A 15,556-nucleotide genomic window follows, 5' to 3' on the forward strand; every position below is an offset into this window, starting at 1 on the left:
CATAAATACGGGCACCGCATTTACCATGCAGGCAAATCTCCCCGCATTTCCACGGTAATCCCCGAAAATCTATTTAAATCAATTGTCTAATTCTTGGTTGCTGGCTAAAACACCAGCGATTTCCAATGGTGCCGTCGGGTTAGTGGCGATGTAGCGGCATTTTCGATTTCTATTTCGTGTCGTGGGGGACGATGCGATTTTTTGAAAGCAAGGTATGCATCACCCTCGCAGAGAGCATTTCAGCCAGTCGACACCTGTCCGCACTTTTGTCTTTGTGATTGGCACCCGGCCTGAAGTCATCAAGGTAGCCCCCATCATCCGCCGCCTGCGCGAAGCCGAATGGGCGACCGTTCGGATCGTAACGTCCGGCCAGCAGAGCGATCTCCTCGACAGCACCCTTGCCGAATTCGACCTCCGCCCGGACTTCTCCATCCCGCATCGAAGCAATTGTCGGACGCCTGCGGTTCTCGCCAGCCTGCTCATTCGCCGCCTCGACAAATATTTCGGCGAAGTCCGGCCGGATTGCGTTCTGGCCCAGGGCGACACGACGACCGCCTATGCGTCGTCGATCGCGGCGTTCTACCGCAAGATCGCCTTTGTGCATGTCGAGGCCGGGCTGCGCACGCCAAGCCTTGACGCGCCCTTCCCCGAGGAATTCCACCGCCGTTCGATCGCCGTATCCACGTCCCTTCACTGCGCCCCGACATCGGCCGCTGCGCAGAACCTGGCACGCGAGAACATTTCGCGGGAGAAGATTATCGTTTCGGGAAACACGGTGATCGACTCGCTGCTCGAAGTCGCGGCCTCGAAACCGGCGCGGCCCGCCGAGTTTCCCAGGCTGCGGACCATCCTGCTCACAGCGCATCGGCGCGAGAATTTCGGCGCGCCGCTGCGGGATGCGTTTACCGCGATCAGGGCCTTCGTCGATCTCACCCCCGACATCGCGGTGTATTTTCCGGTTCATCCCAATCCAAATGCGCGCGAAACGGCCATCGAAATTCTTTCGGGACACCCCCGGATCAAGCTGGTCGATCCGCTGAGCTACCGCGACGTCGTCGCCGCGATACAGAATGCCTGGTGCGTGGTGACCGACAGCGGCGGCCTTCAGGAAGAGGCGCCTGCGCTCGGCAAGCCCGTTCTGGTGTTACGCGACGTGACCGAGCGGCCCGAGGCGGTGGCATCAGGGGTTGTCGAGTTGATCGGGACCTCCCGCGAGGCGGTATTCGGCGCCTTGTTCGAGTTGCACAAGAACCGCGCCAAATATGCCCGCATGGCCCGGCCGGTCTTTCCCTATGGCGATGGTCACGCCAGCAAGCGGATCGTCGAAGCTCTCTATCGGCGATACGTCCTGCCGCCGCAAATGCGCCCCGCCGAAATCATTCAGCTTCACCACGCGTCGTAACTCATGACACAAGCCCCCTCCTTCCTCTTTCAATATCTCTATGTCGTCGAGATTCTGATGTTGATCGCCGGTGTGATCATCGCGATCTCCAGCATCGACGACCTCGTAGTCGACCTGCTGTACTGGAGCAGCAGGCTGATGGGCACGGCGGACAGCAAGTCCAGGGAATTGCCGAGCGTGGAGATCCTTGAGCAACTGCCCGAGCGCCCCATCGCCATCATGGTGCCGTGCTGGAAGGAGCACGACGTCATTTTTTCGATGCTCTCATCGAACTCCCGGCTCGTGCGCTACGCGCACGCGCATTACTTCGTCGGCGTCTATCTGAACGATCCCCTGACCCAGGCCGAGGTGCGCAAGGCGCAGGGGCTGTACAAGAACATCCATATGGTGCTGGTCCCGCATGACGGCCCGACCAGCAAGGCCGACTGCCTGAACCAGACCATTTCCGACATCTTCATGTTCGAGGCCGAGCAAAACATCCAGTTTGCGGGAATCGTGATGCACGATTCCGAGGACCTCATTCATCCGCTGGAGCTCAAGCTCTTCAACAAGCTGGTCGACATCTACGACTTCATTCAGTTGCCGGTTTACTCGTTCTCCCGGCCGATCACTTCGATGATCGCGGGCCTCTACATGGATGAGTTCGCCGAGATGCACACCAAGGACCTCGAGGTCCGGCAGCGGATCAGCGGCGTCATTCCCTGCGCCGGCGTCTCCGCATGCTTCAGCCGGGAGGCGATCCAGCATCTCAACGACCAGAACCACGGCGAGGCTTTCCGCACGTCATCGTTCACGGAAGACTATGACATCGCGTTTCGTGTCTCGGAGCTCGGGTTCAATTCCGCGTTTATCGCCTATCCGGCCAACTATGCGATCGACATCGACATCGACAGCGGTAACCCCGGCATTCTCCACCGGACCCTTCCGGTGGCGACCCGCGAGTTCTTTCCGTCAGGCCTCGAGGCCGCCTATCGCCAGCGCGCGCGCTGGCTGCTCGGCATCGTGTTCCAGGGCTCCCAGGAGCAAGGCTGGAAAGGCTCTCTCGGGACCAAGTACTTTCTGGCGCGAGATAGAAAGGGCGTGATCACCAGCCCTGCGGTCATGCTCGCCTATTTTGCGCTGGCCAATCTAACCGTGTTCGAATTCTATCGGGTGGTTTTCGATCCCGAAAAGCAGTTTGTTTATACCCTTCTGAATCAGAACTGGGCGGTCTGGATGTTTTTCGCAAACTTCCTGTTTCTGGTCTGGCGCCTGTTCAACCGAATGACGTTCACAGGCAAAATCTACAATGTGCGTCACGCCCTGATGGCCGCGCCGAGACTTGTCGTCGGCAATTTCGTCAACTTCTTCGCAACGTGGCGCGCCGTGCGGATCTATCTCAGTCACCGGATATCCGGCACCGCACTCGTTTGGGACAAGACGTCCCACTCCTACCCGGTTCACATGGGCGACCTCACCCTGCCGCGAACGGTGGTGGCCGCCGATGGCGCGGGAGCCGCGGGGAACAGCTAGACTAGGCTGCCAGCAGAGGCTGGCCTTCGCGCTGCTGCCCAGCGGATGGGCTTGGGCCGAGGATGAGACGCGCGAACGAACGCGTTGCGAGGAAAGCCGCGCAGACCACGATCGCAGCGAGTTGGAGACCGGGGTAAAAAATAATCGCCCCGAGAACGAGCCAGCCTGCCGCGATGGCCAGGAAGTCGCCCAGCCTTGAGCTCCTGCCGTGGGCGGCATCCAAACCCTGATCGAGCGCATTCGCGATCGCATCGAAGCCGTCAATCGCATCCCTGCTTGTCGGGCCGGCCAGATCACGTGAAAGCATCAAACACCCCCAGGAGCCTCTCGCGGGCTCTGGGGCATTTGGCGGGAGGACTATTGCCCGCCGCTCAAACCGACCGTTACAGTTTTATCCATATGGCTCTTTTGCGCGCGAAGGGCGTTGCGCCTCCCGGGACATGAATAATTCCTGCCCAACGCATTCGTTAGGATTTGAATATTCGTCCATGAAAAGGAGAAACCAGGCCGAAGCTGAAGGCCGCGGCAAGAGGGCCCACGATGCGGCGAGCATTGGCTTGCATCCGGGTCGGGCGACGGAATTACTATTAGTATTGATATCCCTTCCTTTTAATTGGCCTTGCTTTACTTAATTCGCGCATTTAAATTACCGGCAATAATATTAACTATTCATTTTGGAAACCCGATAATGCGAAAATTTCTTGCCCCGCTCTGCGCGCTCGCTGCCCTTGTCGCCTTAAGCGATCACGCCAGTGCCGTGGTCGTCACGGCTTCCAGCGGCCCGTTCAGCGCCGGCAATAGCAACACCAACAACGACATTACGTTCGACAGCCTCGCCACGCCGAACACGTTTGCCGGCACCAGCATCCAGTGGGGCGCTGCGCCGGCTTCGCTTGGCGGCATTAACTTCTCGGGTACGGCCATCATCGCCAGGAATACCGCGGGAACGGCGGCGGGTATCTCGGCGACGCCGGCGGGAGACACCACAAACTACATGTCCATTCTGGGTGGCAAATCCGAGACGCTGACGTTCTCGGGAACCCAGAACAAGTTCGGTCTGTTTTGGGGATCGATCGATTCCTACAACAGCGTCGCATTCTATCTGGGAAGCAGCGCCACGCCGTTCCTGACGCTTTTTGGAAACAACCTCAACGCGGTGCCTGCGCTTGGATTTAACGGCGACCAGTCGGGCGCCCTGACGAACGCTTATGTCACGTTCACCGGCCTGAGCTTCGACAAGATCGTTCTCGCATCGTCGAGCAATTCATTCGAATTCGACAACATCTCCTACGGCAATGTTGGACCCGTGCCGGAGCCGTCGACCTGGGCCATGATGCTGCTGGGCTTCGCCGGTATTGGCTTCGCATATCGTCACCGCCGATCCAGGCTTGCCGTCGCGGCAGCCTGAGCCCTGGCTGCCTGGTTTCTTGTTGAAGGGCCGCCTTAGGGCGGCTTTTCTTTTAAAACGCTGGTTTGGTCACGAATTGATTCTTCACGCTCCTTGCTGGGGTCGGCATGAAAGACAACAAACTAAAGCAAATGTCGCTCGACGACCTCTGGGATCTGCACGAAAGAATCGGCGCGATCCTGAGTGACAAGATTGAGAGTGAGAAGAAGAAACTTGAACAGCAGCTCGATCAACTAGCCCGCAGGGTTGCGGAATTATCGCCGCCAGGTCCCGAGCGCCGACCGTACCCGAAGGTAGAGGCGAAGTATCGAAACCCGGACAACCCGTCAGAGACGTGGTCGGGACGAGGCAAAACCCCGCGCTGGCTAGCCAAACTGATTGCGGCTGGAAGGAAGCTCGATGAGTTCAGGATCCAATAGTTGCTGCCACCTGCGATCCAAGACTTGCCGATCAGCAAGACTTGATCAGCAAGACTTGGCGATCAGTAAGGTTGACTGGTTAGGTTAAGTCGCAAGTTCAGTTGCAGCGTCCTCAAGCTGGGCTATTGATTGAGTACCGGACAATTTCCCCCAAGCGTCCGGGCCCACACCGGCGAAGCCGCCAGGCGCATATACTCCGCTTGGCGGCTTCGTTCTTTGGATCGCCAGTGCGCCACACGTGGATGAAAATAAACTACTTGATCGCTGTCGCGATCGGCATGGCCGGCTGGCTGTTTCTTATCGTCTGGATCGTGAGGCAGCTTATCTGATGGGTTTGGATCATCGCCGACTTGCAGATTGCGCGGCAACGCATAGCCGCCGGCATCTTCTCCCCGGAAACGGTACAACCTTTTCGATCATTCGGCTCCGAAGCGCCACAAAAGGCAAACGAATAATTCGTGTCTCGTCTTGACGCCGATCCGGCGTGCCACTCCTCGCAGCCTTGCTTATCTCGCTCGGACCTGACGTAAATGTGCAGCGCCCCAGGAGACCTCAAAGATGTCCAATTCGAGAACCCCGTTTGTCGATCGCTTCGGTCCTGACGCTGCGGACGTGGAATTCGGCGGCGACGCCCCGTCTCTCCTTAGCCAGTTGGCAGCACGCGGCTCGGTACGAAAATTCCGGCCCGACACCGTTCCGTACCTGACCTTGCGGCGGCTATGTGCTCTGGCGCTATGCGCGCCGACCAAAAGCGATCTCCAGCAGCGCGACATCATCATCATCGACGCGCCGTCCCTGAAATCCCGGATCGGTGCGCTGCTGGCAGATGGACCGCTAGGCCAGAAATGGCTCGCAAACGTCCCGAACCTTCTCATCTTCTGCGGCAACAATCGAAGGCAGCGTCGAATCCACACGTTGCGCGACAGACATTTCGCCAACGACCACCTCGATGCCTTCTTCAATGCCGCGGTCGATGCGGCGATTGCCCTGTCCGCGTTCGTGATCGCGGCCGAGGCGGAAGGCTTAGGCGTCTGTCCGATCAGCGCGGTCCGCATTCACTCGGACGCGTTGTCAGAGCTCCTGAAACTTCCCGACCATGTTTTCCCGGTAGCGGGCCTCGCCATGGGATATCCTGCCGAAGCGCCGCAGCTCAGCATGCGGCTTCCACTGTCCGTGACGGTGCATCACAACACATTTATATGATCGGCGGCGCGAGGCGGCCCAGCCTTATGCGGCTCAACGCTATGTCAGAGAGTTCGGCGTAGCCGAAACCTATGGCTGGTCGGAGGATAAAGCGCGGCAATATGCGCGCCCCGAGCGCGCGGACTTTGGCGCCTATGTGAGGCGCATCGGCTTCAGGCTGGACTGATCGGTTCGAACGCGGCCGCCCCAGCGCGGGACATCAGGTGAACAGATGAATCAAGCCGATGCTGATCGCAAGCAGAAGCATCAGCGACAGCGTCACGGCCGCCGTCACCCTGCCGCCGACGGTGGCGAGGACGCGAACGTCGACGCCGAGGCCGAGTGCCGCCATCGACACGACCGTGAGAAAGCCGGTGATCGCCGTCAGCGGACCGATCACTGTTGCGGGTACGATATCGAGCGAGCGCAGAACGGAGAGCGCGAGAAAGCCGAGGATGAACCAGGGCACCAGCCGGAAGAAGCCGACCGCAGCCTTGCCGCGCACGCCACCATGCAGGCGCGGGGCGAGCAGCGAAAGTCCCACCACGATCGGCCCCAGCATCAATACGCGCATCAATTTCACCAGCGTGCCGATCTGCGTGCTCACGAGCCCCGCCGGCACGGTTGCGGCGAGCACTTGCGGGACGGCGTAGACCGTGAGGCCGGCGAGAATTCCGTATTGCGTCGCGGACAATTGCAAGAGCGGAATGAGCAGCGGCAGCCCCAACACCATCATCACACCGAGTATCGCGGTGAAGGAGATCGAGGATGCGATTTCGTCGCCATCGGCTCCGATGACCGGCGCGACCGCTGCAATCGCCGAATTGCCGCAGATCGAGTTGCCGCAGGCGATCAGGATCGAGAGCCGCGTCGACAGGCCGAGCATGCGGCCGACGCCGAAGCTGAGGCCCAGGGTCACAATCACAGTCGCGGCTATCGCGCCGAGCAAAGCAATGCCGGACGCCGCGATCGCGGCAAAGCTGATGGAGGCGCCGAGCAGCATCACGGCCACCTCGAGCAGCTGCTTGGCGCTAAAGGCGATGCCGGCCTGCCAGCGCTCGGGCGGATTCCAGAAACTGCGCACGGCCATGCCGAGCAGGATCGCCAGTACCAGCGCCTCCACATAGGGGTGCGCAAACAAGCTCCGTTCCGCGGCTTCGAGGGCGGCCGAGACGCCGGCGACGACGATGCAAAGGAGAACGCCGGGAATGAGCGCTGCAAGACGGCTGACGCTGTTGGCCGGCCCATTTCCTGGGGCGGAAAATTCCTCGTCCTGCGGCACTAATTTCTCCCGGGGAGAAAAATCTATGCGCCAGAACGGGATAGTCGGGTAATATATTTTCGATCTGGCCCGATAAAGGGAAGTTATGTCCTTAAACCTGCATTTGCTGCGCCTGTTCACGACGGTGGTGAGAACCGGAAGCTTCTCGCGCGCAGCCGACGCCCTCCATATCAGCCAGCCGGCGATCTCGAAGGGGGTGCGGGATTTCGAGCTTCAGGTCGGCTGTCGCCTGCTCGACCGGACCCCAAAGGGCGTGCGGCCGACGCGAGAGGGAAAGGCGCTGGTGCGGCATGCGGAGGCGCTGTTTGCGGCCGAGCGCGCAGCCGAGGACGAATTACTGTCGCTGCGCAATCTCGACAGCGGATCGCTGCGCATCGGCGCATCCACCACGATCGCGACCTACATGATATCGGACTATCTCGGAACGTTTCACCGAAAATATCCCGGGATCGACCTGCATCTCATTATCGCGAATACCAGGGACATCGCCGATCTCATGCTGGCGCATGATATCGAAATCGCGCTGGTCGAAGGTCCGGTCGAAGATGACGAGCTCGAAAGCCATGCCTGGCGCGCCGACGTGATGAGCCTGATCGTCGACGCACGGCACCGCTTCGCGGCGGCCGAGCGCGCCATCGACGGCGCGGCGCTTTGCGATGAAGTCCTGATTGTGCGAGAGCCCGGTTCCGGATCGCGCGAGGTGGTGGCGCAGGCGCTGGCTGCCGAGGGCATTGAACCCAGGCGCACGCTGGAGATCGGCAGCACCGAGGCGATCAAGCAGGCGGTAGCCGCCGGCCTCGGCGTCGCCATCGTCTCCAGCGCCACGATTTCCGATCAGGTCACGCTTGGCAGGCTCAAGGTCGTGCCGATGCGCGACCTGCAGATCGAGCGCACGCTGTGGCAATTGAAGGTACCCGGGCGAATAGAAATCCCTGCGGCGACCGCGTTCGAGCGGATGATCTGGCAGGACAAGCGCGTTGCGGAGATGGCTTAGAAAATCGCGGCCTTGACGAGCGCCGCAACGCGGCTGAAATCGTCAAAGACGCCCGGCTCGAAGAAGACGGCGCGGGCGATCACGATGGCCCCAACCAGCGACCAGAACAGACCGGTGCCGGCCCACAACAGATATTTGGACGCGCGCGAACGCGGCCCAGCTTCCCCTCCGGGCACCAGGCGCTCGCCAAACGGCTCGTATCTCAAGCGTTCCATTGCGCGACCAATCTCTTGATTTGCAAGGCAAATGTCGTCGTTTCCAGCCGATGGGGCAATGGAAGCGATTTGCTTTTTCAAACCATGGAATGGAAGCGTATTCCCGCCTGGACCGGTTGCGGAACGGCTTTCTTCTTTGCCGGCCTCGCCGCAGGTTCGGCGACTACGAAATCCAGGCAATCAGTGCAAATCTCGTGATGGTCGAAACGCTTCACGTCTCCGCTCGGCGCCGGCGGTCCGGCGGCTGCGCGGGCGACAATCTCAGGCGTTGGAAAGCCGGGGTTACAGGCAGGTCGTGATGCCGCCGTCGACGTAAAGCGTATGCCCGTTGACGAAGGATGAGGCATCGCCTGACAGGAAGACGGCGGCGCCGATCAGTTCGTCCACATTGCCCCAGCGGGACGCTGGCGTCCGCTTTTCGAGCCATGCCGAAAAGGTCGGATCGTCCACCAGCGCCTGATTCAGGGGAGTCTTGAAGTAGCCCGGTGCGATCGCATTGATCTGCAGGCCGTGCTTCGCCCAATCGGCGCACATGCCGCGGGTCAAATTCTTGATCGCTCCCTTGGTCGCGGTGTAGGGCGCAATACCGGGACGAGCCAACTCGCTCTGAACCGACGCGATGTTGATGATCTTACCCTTGCCGCGCGGGATCATGTGGCGCGCGACGGCCTGGCCGACGTAAAAGGCGCTTGAAACATTGGTCCTGAGCAATTGCTCCCACTTCTCGACCGGAAAATCCTCCAGCGGCGCGCGGAACTGCATCCCGGCGTTGTTGACGAGAATATCGATCGCCCCCACCGTCCGTTCGATCGTAGCAATGCCTTCGCAAACGTCCTCCGCGGCCGTCACGTCGAATCCCGCCACCGCAACCTTGTGCCCGGCAGCGGTCAAGCTCGCGGCGGCAGCCTCAAGCTTGTTGCGCTCGCGTCCATTGAGCACGACGGAGGCTCCATGCTCGGCGAGCCCTCGCGCAATAGCGAACCCGATTCCCTGGGAAGATCCTGTGACGAGCGCTCGTTTGCCGGCCAGGTCGAACAGTTCAAATGCCACGGCGGGACCTTCTCCATACATGCGGGATGGCATTAGCGTCCAAGCATCGCCTTGGCAATCGAAGCGCGCAGCCAAATGCTCCGCGCTCGCCCTGCCGCGCCCAATCCAGGACACGACGGAACGCCGCCACGGCATCCCGCACATTGCTAAGTTGCTGATTTCTAACGAGGCTTGGTGGGCGCACCAGGGCTCGAACCTGGGACCCGCTGATTAAGCGTCAGCCGCCGAGCTCCCGCTATGCCAACGCTATCTGTTCCATGGCGATGTCGGGCTCGACGCTGGTCCGCCCTCCCATAGATCGCTAGAGGCCCAGAAGCAGGTAACCTGCCAAGTCATCAAGATAAAGGTAATATAAAACCCTCGACCCTGTTGGGTCCCCTCTGACGTTCCTAGGAAAATTGTACTCTTCGTGCTGCATATTCGGCTGATCTGTAGTGCGAAGGTGACAAATGCCTACACCGCATAACCCTCCTGCTGCCGTGCGACGCGCCCTGCGCAAGCTCGGGGCGGACATCCACGATGCCCGCCGACGTCGGCGGCTACCGATGGCCGTCGTGGCCGCGCGCGCCTTCACGCGGCGCCTTCGCTCCTCCTGCTGGACTGGCGACGTTCGGCCCCATTGGTGACTCCGCACCCGACACCTGGGGCCGCCGCCTCATGCGGCGAGCCGAACGCCGTCTCGCCGAACGCGAAGGCCGCGCCGTTCGCACCCTCGCGGAGAGCGATTACCTGCTCGGCGTCGCCGACGAGACCCGGCTTGGCGCACTCCGATTTCGCTGGGACGGCGAAGAGACTTTCCAGGCGCCAATCCGCGCCGGCGTGCCCACACTGATCGAACTCGGGCGGCTGCTCCAGATCACCGAGCGGATTCTCCGGGACGAGGAAACGGACGAAGACCTGCAGCTCATCTTCGCGCCCGGCTCCTCGCTCGGTGGCGCGCGACCGAAGACGTCGGTCATCGACCAGCATGGCCACCTCTCCATCGCCAAGTTTCCGAAGGAACCGACGATTACAGCACGGAAACCTGGGAGGAGATCGCGCTGCGGCTGGCCGGCTGGGCTGGCATCGCTGCTCCGCACCACGAACTGATCGAAGTGGCCGGCAAGGCGGTCATGCTATCGCGCCGCTTCGACCGTTCCGGCGCCGTCCGTGTCCCCTTCCTGTCGGCGATGACGATGATGGGCGCCAAAGACGGCGAGCGCGGAAGTTACCCGGAGATCGTCGACGCCCTTGCGCAACATGGCGCGCAAGGGAAGACGGACGCCCACGCGCTATATCGGCGTGTCGTCTTCAACGTGCTCATCTCCAATGTCGACGACCACCTGCGCAACCATGGCTTCCTGTGGCTCGGTAAGGCCGGGTGGTCGCTCTCCCCCGCCTATGACCTGAACCCTGTACCCACCGATCTCAAGGCGCGTGTGCTGACCACGAACATCGACCTCGACGAAGGTACCTGCTCGCTCGATCTGCTCGAGGCGGCCTCGGAATTCTTCGGCCTTACGCTGCCGCAGGCCCGCGCGATCATCAAAGAGGTCGCGACCGTGACCGCAACATGGCGTGACACCGCCAAGGCAGTCGGCGCACGCTCCGCCGAGGTCAACCGCATGGCCAGCGCTTTCGAGCATGACGATCTCAAGCAAGCGCTGGCGCTATGACCAGGACGTTCCTTCATAGCTTCGATCCTCCTGCGGCGAGCCCCGTTACCGGCCCGACCGTGGACCTAGAGGTCTCGGATATCGAAGATGCGGGTATTCGGGAGGTGCTGCAGACGCCGGGCGCGGCTTACGGCGCGTGGTCCATTTTGGACGCACTGCTGACGCCAACCGGTGCAGGAACACCCTTCATCTTCAGGGAAGCCGCTTGGACAGGCGCGCGAAGTCAAAGTCGCCCTCTCCGGCCTATTCGGCCGCTTCGTCGCTCGCGCCTATCTCGAGCGCCACTTCGTACCAACCCAGTTTGCGCATATCGCAAGACGATTCGATCTTTCCGTCATTGGCCAACTTGAAAGGGACCCAGATCATCGAACCACGAATATCGTCCTTGAGGCAGCGCTGTTCGAATCCGGAAGACCGGTGCTCATCGTACCTTTTATTCAGAAGGATCGCCTCAAACTCGATCATGTCATGGTGTGCTGGGACGGCAGCCGGGCAGCCACGCGAGCGATCGCCGATGCCATGCCGTTTCTTATCCGCTCCGGCAAGACGAGTATTGTTGTTGCCGACACTCAGAGCGCCAAAAGCGCAGACCTTCCGGGTGCGGATATCGCGACCCATCTGTCCCGTCACGGAATAAACGCCACGATTGAGCGCATTCCCGTCAGCAAGATCGATGTTTCAAATACGATCCTGTCATATGCAGCCGATGCAGGTGCCGATCTCATTGTGATGGGCGGGTACGGGCATTCCCGGCTGCGGGAATTTATTCTTGGCGGGACGACACGTGGTATGCTTGTCTCGATGACCAAACCCACATTGATGTCGCACTGATCGGATATCGGTGTGAGATAAACCACGGTCTGGTCTTGCGCCACGCCTCGCGCGGCGAGTCCACTCAACGCGCGCCGATCGCTTGGCGCCGTTGCCTAAATGAGCCAGCGTTTGCGCCGCTTGTAGTGCTTCATATCGCGGAATGATTTTCGCTTCTCCCCGGCGACGCCAAGATAGAATTCCTTGACGTCCTCATTCGCAGCGAGCGCCCTCGCCTCGCCATCCATCACCACGCGGCCATTCTCGAGGATATATCCGTAGTTGGCGTATTTGAGTGCCATATTGGTGTTCTGCTCGGCGAGAAGAAACGAGACGCCTTCCTTGACGTTCAGATCCTTCACGATCTCGAAGATCTCTTCGACGATCTGCGGCGCGAGGCCCATCGAAGGCTCGTCGAGCAGAATCATCTTCGGGCGCGACATCAGCGCACGGCCGATCACGCACATCTGCTGCTCGCCGCCCGACGTATAGCCGGCTGTCGAACCGCGACGCTCTCCGAGACGGGGGAAATAGGCATAGACTCGCTCCAGATCCTGCGCGATCGCGGCCTTGCCGTCCCTGCGCGTGAAGGCGCCGGTCAGGAGATTCTCTTCGACCGTGAGATGAGCGAAGCAACGCCGTCCCTCCATCACCTGAATGCAGCCGCGCCGCACCACCTCGTTTGGCGACAGGGACTGCACTTCGACGCCGTCGAACAGGATCGAGCCCTTGGTGACCTCGCCGCGCTCCGCATGCAGCAGATTGGAGACCGCCTTCAGCGTCGTTGTCTTGCCCGCACCATTGGCGCCGAGAAGCGCGACAATTCCGCCCCGCGGCACATCCAGCGATACACCCTTCAACACGAGGATGACGTGACTGTAGACAACCTCGATATTGTTGACCGACAGAAAGGGCGCTGCCGCTTCTGTCGCCATAGAGGCCCTAGGGATTGACACGCGGTCCTCTCCGAACGGTTGCAGCTTTCGAAAGATCCGGGAGGAGGCGAACGCTCCTCCCGGATCGCTGGGAAGCGTTCAGCTTTCTTTCGAGCAGTCGCGCGGCTGGACGTTCTTCTCCGCGGCATACTTCGCGGAAATTTCGTCGACGAGCGGCTCGGTGTTGGATTGGTTGGCCGTGTACCAGTCGGAGATGACTTTCCAGCCCTTGCCGTCCCACTGCTGTACGCGCCCCTCCCGCGCGCCCTCGTGGTCGGAGCAGGAAATCTTGATCGGCTTCAACATGCCCTCGAAGCCGAGTTCCTTGAGACGTGCCTCAGTGAGGTTGAGGTTCTCCAGACCCCAACGGACCTGCTCGCCCGTGAGCGGCTTCTTGCCGAACTTTTCCTGCGCCTTGCGGATCGCCTCCACGCCGAGCATGGCGTTCGTCATGCCGCGGTTATAGAGAACTTCGCCGACCTTGCCAGGCTCCGACAACCCTTTGCCCTTTGCATAGACGTGCTTCTCGATGTCGGCATGTACGGAGAATTTGCCTGCGCCATGCTGAAGCATCAGCGCCTTGTAGCCAGCGGCTTGATCGCCTGCGGGCGTCACATCCGGCTCGGCGCCCGACCACCAAACACCGATCATCCTGTCGCGCGGATAGGCAACAGCCGCCGCTTCCTTGACTGCCGTGCCGTTCATGACGCCCCAGCCCCAGAGCAAAACATAGTCCGGCCGGTTCTGGCGGATCGCCAGCCATTGCGACTTCTGTTCGACACCGGGGTGCGTGACCGGGATCGGCGCAAACTCAAAGCCGTGCTTCTTTGCCAGCACCTGCAGCATCGGGATCGGCTCCTTGCCGTAAGGGCTGTCGTGATAGAGCAGCGAAATCTTCTTGCCTTTCAGCTTGTCGAAGCCGCCGACCTCTTTGGCGATGTGCTGGATCGCGATATCGGCCGCCGACCAGTACGTGCCGAGCAGCGGGAAGTTGTAGGAGAAGACGGCTCCGTTCTTGGAATCGGCGCGGCCGTAGCCCATCGTGATAATCGGGATCTTGTCAGTCGCGGTCTTTTCGGTGAGGGCGAATGTAATGCCGGTCGACAGCGGATTGATGAAGGCCGCGCCGGTCGGGCCCTTCCCTTTGAGACGCTCGTAACATTCAACGCCCTTGTCGGTGGCGTATCCGGTTTCGCATTCCTCGACCAAGAGCTTGACGCCGTTGATGCCGCCGTCGCGCTCGTTGACAAGGTTGTAATAGTCGGCCACGCCGTTTGCATACGGCACGCCATTCACGGCGTACGCGCCCGTCCGGTAGGATAATATTGGGATGAACTGCTCGTTCTGCGCTGCAGCAGGAGAGGCAAACGCCCCGCCTGAAAGTATGGCTGCCGCCAGCATCAGCTTGTTGCGTACCATATTGGTGTCCTCCTCGTTCAGCCCGGTTTTTTGCCGTACCGGGTCTTGTTATCGCGGGCTTCCTTCCTCCTTTTGCCAACGACCGCCGCTCCGCGTTGCGATCTTCGGCTTCCGTCGCACTGCCCGCCCCTTCAGTAGGGAAACGGCCAAAGTCTGAGCTTCTCCTTGCCGATCGATATGAGCCGGGCAAACCCATGCGGCTCCTTGATGAGAAGATAGCAGATCAACGATCCAAAGATGATGAATTCCAGATGAGTAATCGTCTCTGTCGACAGCGGCACACCGAGCTGGGTTGGAATCAGGTTCAGCATGATCGGCAGAATGAGGATAAAGGCCGCACCGACGAACGAACCCATGATCGATCCCAACCCGCCGATGATCACCATGAACAGAAGCTGCAGCGAACGGTCGATCGAGAAGGCGAGCGGCTCCCACGAGCCCAGATAGACGAACGCCCAGAGTGCGCCCGCCACGCCGATGATAAATGAAGAAACCGCGAAAGCCGTGAGCTTTGCATAGAGCGGTCGGATACCGATCAACTCGGCGGCGATGTCCATGTCGCGGATCGCCATCCATTGTCTGCCGAGATTGCCGCGAACGAGGTTCTTCGCCAGAACCGCGAACACCGTTACGAAGATCAGGCACAGCATATAGCGCTCGATCGGCGTGCCTACGTTCAGACCGAAGAAATCCAGTGTCGGTGCATTGACCGACCCGGACGGCGCATAATTGGTGAACCACGACACCCGCAGGAACACCCAGTCAAAGAAGAACTGCGCTGCCAGTGTTGCAACCGCCAGATAGAGGCCCTTGATCCGCAGACTGGGAATACCGAAGAGGATGCCGACAACCGCCGCCGCGAGCCCGCCGAGCAAAATAGATAACAGTACGGGCAACGGCGGAATCGAAATCGCGAAACCAAGCCAGGCAAGCGGAATATGAACGCCGGTCCCCAACTTGTAGGCAGAGTAGGCGCCGATGGCCATGAACGCGCCGCTGCCGAGCGAGATCTGGCCGCAATAGCCGACAAGGATGTTTACGCCGATAGCGGCGAGCGCGAGGATCAGGAAGGGCAAAAGAATGGCGCGGAGCAGATAGTCGCTGCCGAACGGCCAAATGTCGAAGTCGGCCAGCAGCGGCACCCCGATGAAGGCGATACCGAGCAAGATGGCAAGCGCCATACGGTCCTGGCGGATCGGGAAGATCGCCATGTCCTCCGCGTAGGTCGTCTTGAATTGGCCAGCCTCACGATAAAGCACAACGAACTCCTCGT

At 60.5% G+C, this 15,556-nt stretch carries 14 protein-coding genes and 1 pseudogene; 8 read left to right on the forward strand and 7 right to left on the reverse strand.

Annotated elements, in window-relative coordinates; all coding sequences use genetic code 11:
- The first annotated feature begins 214 nt into the window (after positions 1–214).
- Positions 215–1,402 carry a non-hydrolyzing UDP-N-acetylglucosamine 2-epimerase gene (wecB, locus tag V1286_RS23885; RefSeq protein ID WP_334483399.1) on the forward strand — a complete coding sequence of 396 codons (1,188 nt, stop codon included), beginning with the start codon at positions 215–217 and terminating at the stop codon, positions 1,400–1,402.
- 3 nt (positions 1,403–1,405) lie between these two features.
- Positions 1,406–2,914, forward strand: a complete 1,509-nt coding sequence (locus V1286_RS23890; protein ID WP_334483402.1) for a glycosyl transferase family protein — start codon at positions 1,406–1,408, stop codon at positions 2,912–2,914.
- Position 2,915: 1 nt separating this feature from the next.
- On the opposite strand, the gene V1286_RS23895 is transcribed toward V1286_RS23890, so the two are convergent.
- The gene (locus tag V1286_RS23895; RefSeq protein WP_334483405.1) at positions 2,916–3,221 is read right to left on the reverse strand and encodes a hypothetical protein; all 306 of its coding nucleotides are present in this window, start codon (positions 3,219–3,221) and stop codon (positions 2,916–2,918) included.
- 381 nt (positions 3,222–3,602) lie between these two features.
- On the opposite strand from V1286_RS23895, the gene V1286_RS23900 reads away from it, so the two are divergent.
- The 3 genes from V1286_RS23900 (at position 3,603) to V1286_RS23910 (ending at position 5,944) form a co-directional block, all read left to right on the forward strand.
- On the forward strand, positions 3,603–4,322 hold the full coding sequence (locus V1286_RS23900) for an Npun_F0296 family exosortase-dependent surface protein (RefSeq protein ID WP_334483407.1): 720 nt from the start codon (positions 3,603–3,605) through the stop codon (positions 4,320–4,322).
- A 107-nt stretch (positions 4,323–4,429) separates the two neighbouring features.
- On the forward strand, positions 4,430–4,741 hold the full coding sequence (locus V1286_RS23905; RefSeq protein ID WP_334483409.1) for an H-NS histone family protein: 312 nt from the start codon (positions 4,430–4,432) through the stop codon (positions 4,739–4,741).
- Between the two features lie 612 nt (positions 4,742–5,353).
- Positions 5,354–5,944 carry a nitroreductase family protein gene (locus V1286_RS23910; RefSeq protein WP_334483412.1) on the forward strand — a complete coding sequence of 197 codons (591 nt, stop codon included), beginning with the start codon at positions 5,354–5,356 and terminating at the stop codon, positions 5,942–5,944.
- A gap of 199 nt (positions 5,945–6,143) precedes the next feature.
- On the opposite strand, the gene V1286_RS23915 is transcribed toward V1286_RS23910, so the two are convergent.
- Positions 6,144–7,205 (reverse strand): YeiH family protein, encoded by a 1,062-nt coding sequence (locus tag V1286_RS23915; RefSeq protein ID WP_334483415.1) that lies wholly within the window; start codon positions 7,203–7,205, stop codon positions 6,144–6,146.
- A gap of 85 nt (positions 7,206–7,290) precedes the next feature.
- Between V1286_RS23915 and V1286_RS23920 the strand changes: the two genes are divergently transcribed.
- Positions 7,291–8,199 carry a LysR family transcriptional regulator gene (locus V1286_RS23920; protein WP_334483418.1) on the forward strand — a complete coding sequence of 303 codons (909 nt, stop codon included), beginning with the start codon at positions 7,291–7,293 and terminating at the stop codon, positions 8,197–8,199.
- Here V1286_RS23920 and V1286_RS23925 read toward each other — a convergent pair.
- Positions 8,196–8,414, reverse strand: a complete 219-nt coding sequence (locus V1286_RS23925; RefSeq protein ID WP_334483421.1) for a hypothetical protein — start codon at positions 8,412–8,414, stop codon at positions 8,196–8,198. The genes V1286_RS23920 and V1286_RS23925 overlap by 4 nt on opposite strands.
- Before the next feature lie 282 nt (positions 8,415–8,696).
- Positions 8,697–9,464, reverse strand: coding sequence for an SDR family oxidoreductase (locus tag V1286_RS23930; RefSeq protein WP_334483424.1), 768 nt, complete (start codon positions 9,462–9,464; stop codon positions 8,697–8,699).
- Positions 9,465–10,028: 564 nt separating this feature from the next.
- Between V1286_RS23930 and V1286_RS23935 the strand changes: the two are divergent.
- Positions 10,029–11,119: pseudogene (locus V1286_RS23935) on the forward strand (type II toxin-antitoxin system HipA family toxin); the annotation flags it as partial.
- A gap of 171 nt (positions 11,120–11,290) precedes the next feature.
- Entirely contained in the window at positions 11,291–11,950 is a 660-nt protein-coding gene (locus V1286_RS23940; RefSeq protein WP_334483427.1) for a universal stress protein, read from the forward strand.
- A 95-nt stretch (positions 11,951–12,045) separates the two neighbouring features.
- Here V1286_RS23940 and V1286_RS23945 read toward each other — a convergent pair whose 3' ends face one another.
- The 3 genes from V1286_RS23945 to V1286_RS23955 all read right to left on the reverse strand — a co-directional run bounded on the left by V1286_RS23945 (position 12,046) and on the right by V1286_RS23955 (position 15,542).
- On the reverse strand, positions 12,046–12,864 hold the full coding sequence (locus V1286_RS23945; protein ID WP_334489851.1) for an ABC transporter ATP-binding protein: 819 nt from the start codon (positions 12,862–12,864) through the stop codon (positions 12,046–12,048).
- A 99-nt stretch (positions 12,865–12,963) separates the two neighbouring features.
- Entirely contained in the window at positions 12,964–14,283 is a 1,320-nt protein-coding gene (locus V1286_RS23950) for an ABC transporter substrate-binding protein (protein ID WP_334483430.1), read from the reverse strand.
- Positions 14,284–14,414: 131 nt separating this feature from the next.
- The gene (locus V1286_RS23955) at positions 14,415–15,542 is read right to left on the reverse strand and encodes a branched-chain amino acid ABC transporter permease (RefSeq protein ID WP_334483434.1); all 1,128 of its coding nucleotides are present in this window, start codon (positions 15,540–15,542) and stop codon (positions 14,415–14,417) included.
- Between the last annotated feature and the right edge of the window lie 14 nt (positions 15,543–15,556).

Source organism: Bradyrhizobium algeriense (genome assembly GCF_036924595.1).
GTDB classification, from domain to species: domain Bacteria; phylum Pseudomonadota; class Alphaproteobacteria; order Rhizobiales; family Xanthobacteraceae; genus Bradyrhizobium; species Bradyrhizobium algeriense.

Excerpts from the sequence above, each read along its gene's own strand:
- wecB (WP_334483399.1), top strand. The coding sequence starts at position 215 with ATGCATCACCCTCGCAGAGAGCATTTCAGCCAGTCGACACCTGTCCGC.
- V1286_RS23890 (WP_334483402.1), top strand. The coding sequence starts at position 1,406 with ATGACACAAGCCCCCTCCTTCCTCTTTCAATATCTCTATGTCGTCGAG.
- V1286_RS23895 (WP_334483405.1), bottom strand. The coding sequence starts at position 3,221 with ATGCTTTCACGTGATCTGGCCGGCCCGACAAGCAGGGATGCGATTGAC.
- V1286_RS23900 (WP_334483407.1), top strand. The coding sequence starts at position 3,603 with ATGCGAAAATTTCTTGCCCCGCTCTGCGCGCTCGCTGCCCTTGTCGCC.
- V1286_RS23905 (WP_334483409.1), top strand. The coding sequence starts at position 4,430 with ATGAAAGACAACAAACTAAAGCAAATGTCGCTCGACGACCTCTGGGAT.
- V1286_RS23920 (WP_334483418.1), top strand. The coding sequence starts at position 7,291 with ATGTCCTTAAACCTGCATTTGCTGCGCCTGTTCACGACGGTGGTGAGA.
- V1286_RS23925 (WP_334483421.1), bottom strand. The coding sequence starts at position 8,414 with ATGGAACGCTTGAGATACGAGCCGTTTGGCGAGCGCCTGGTGCCCGGA.
- V1286_RS23945 (WP_334489851.1), bottom strand. The coding sequence starts at position 12,864 with ATGGCGACAGAAGCGGCAGCGCCCTTTCTGTCGGTCAACAATATCGAG.
- V1286_RS23950 (WP_334483430.1), bottom strand. The coding sequence starts at position 14,283 with ATGGTACGCAACAAGCTGATGCTGGCGGCAGCCATACTTTCAGGCGGG.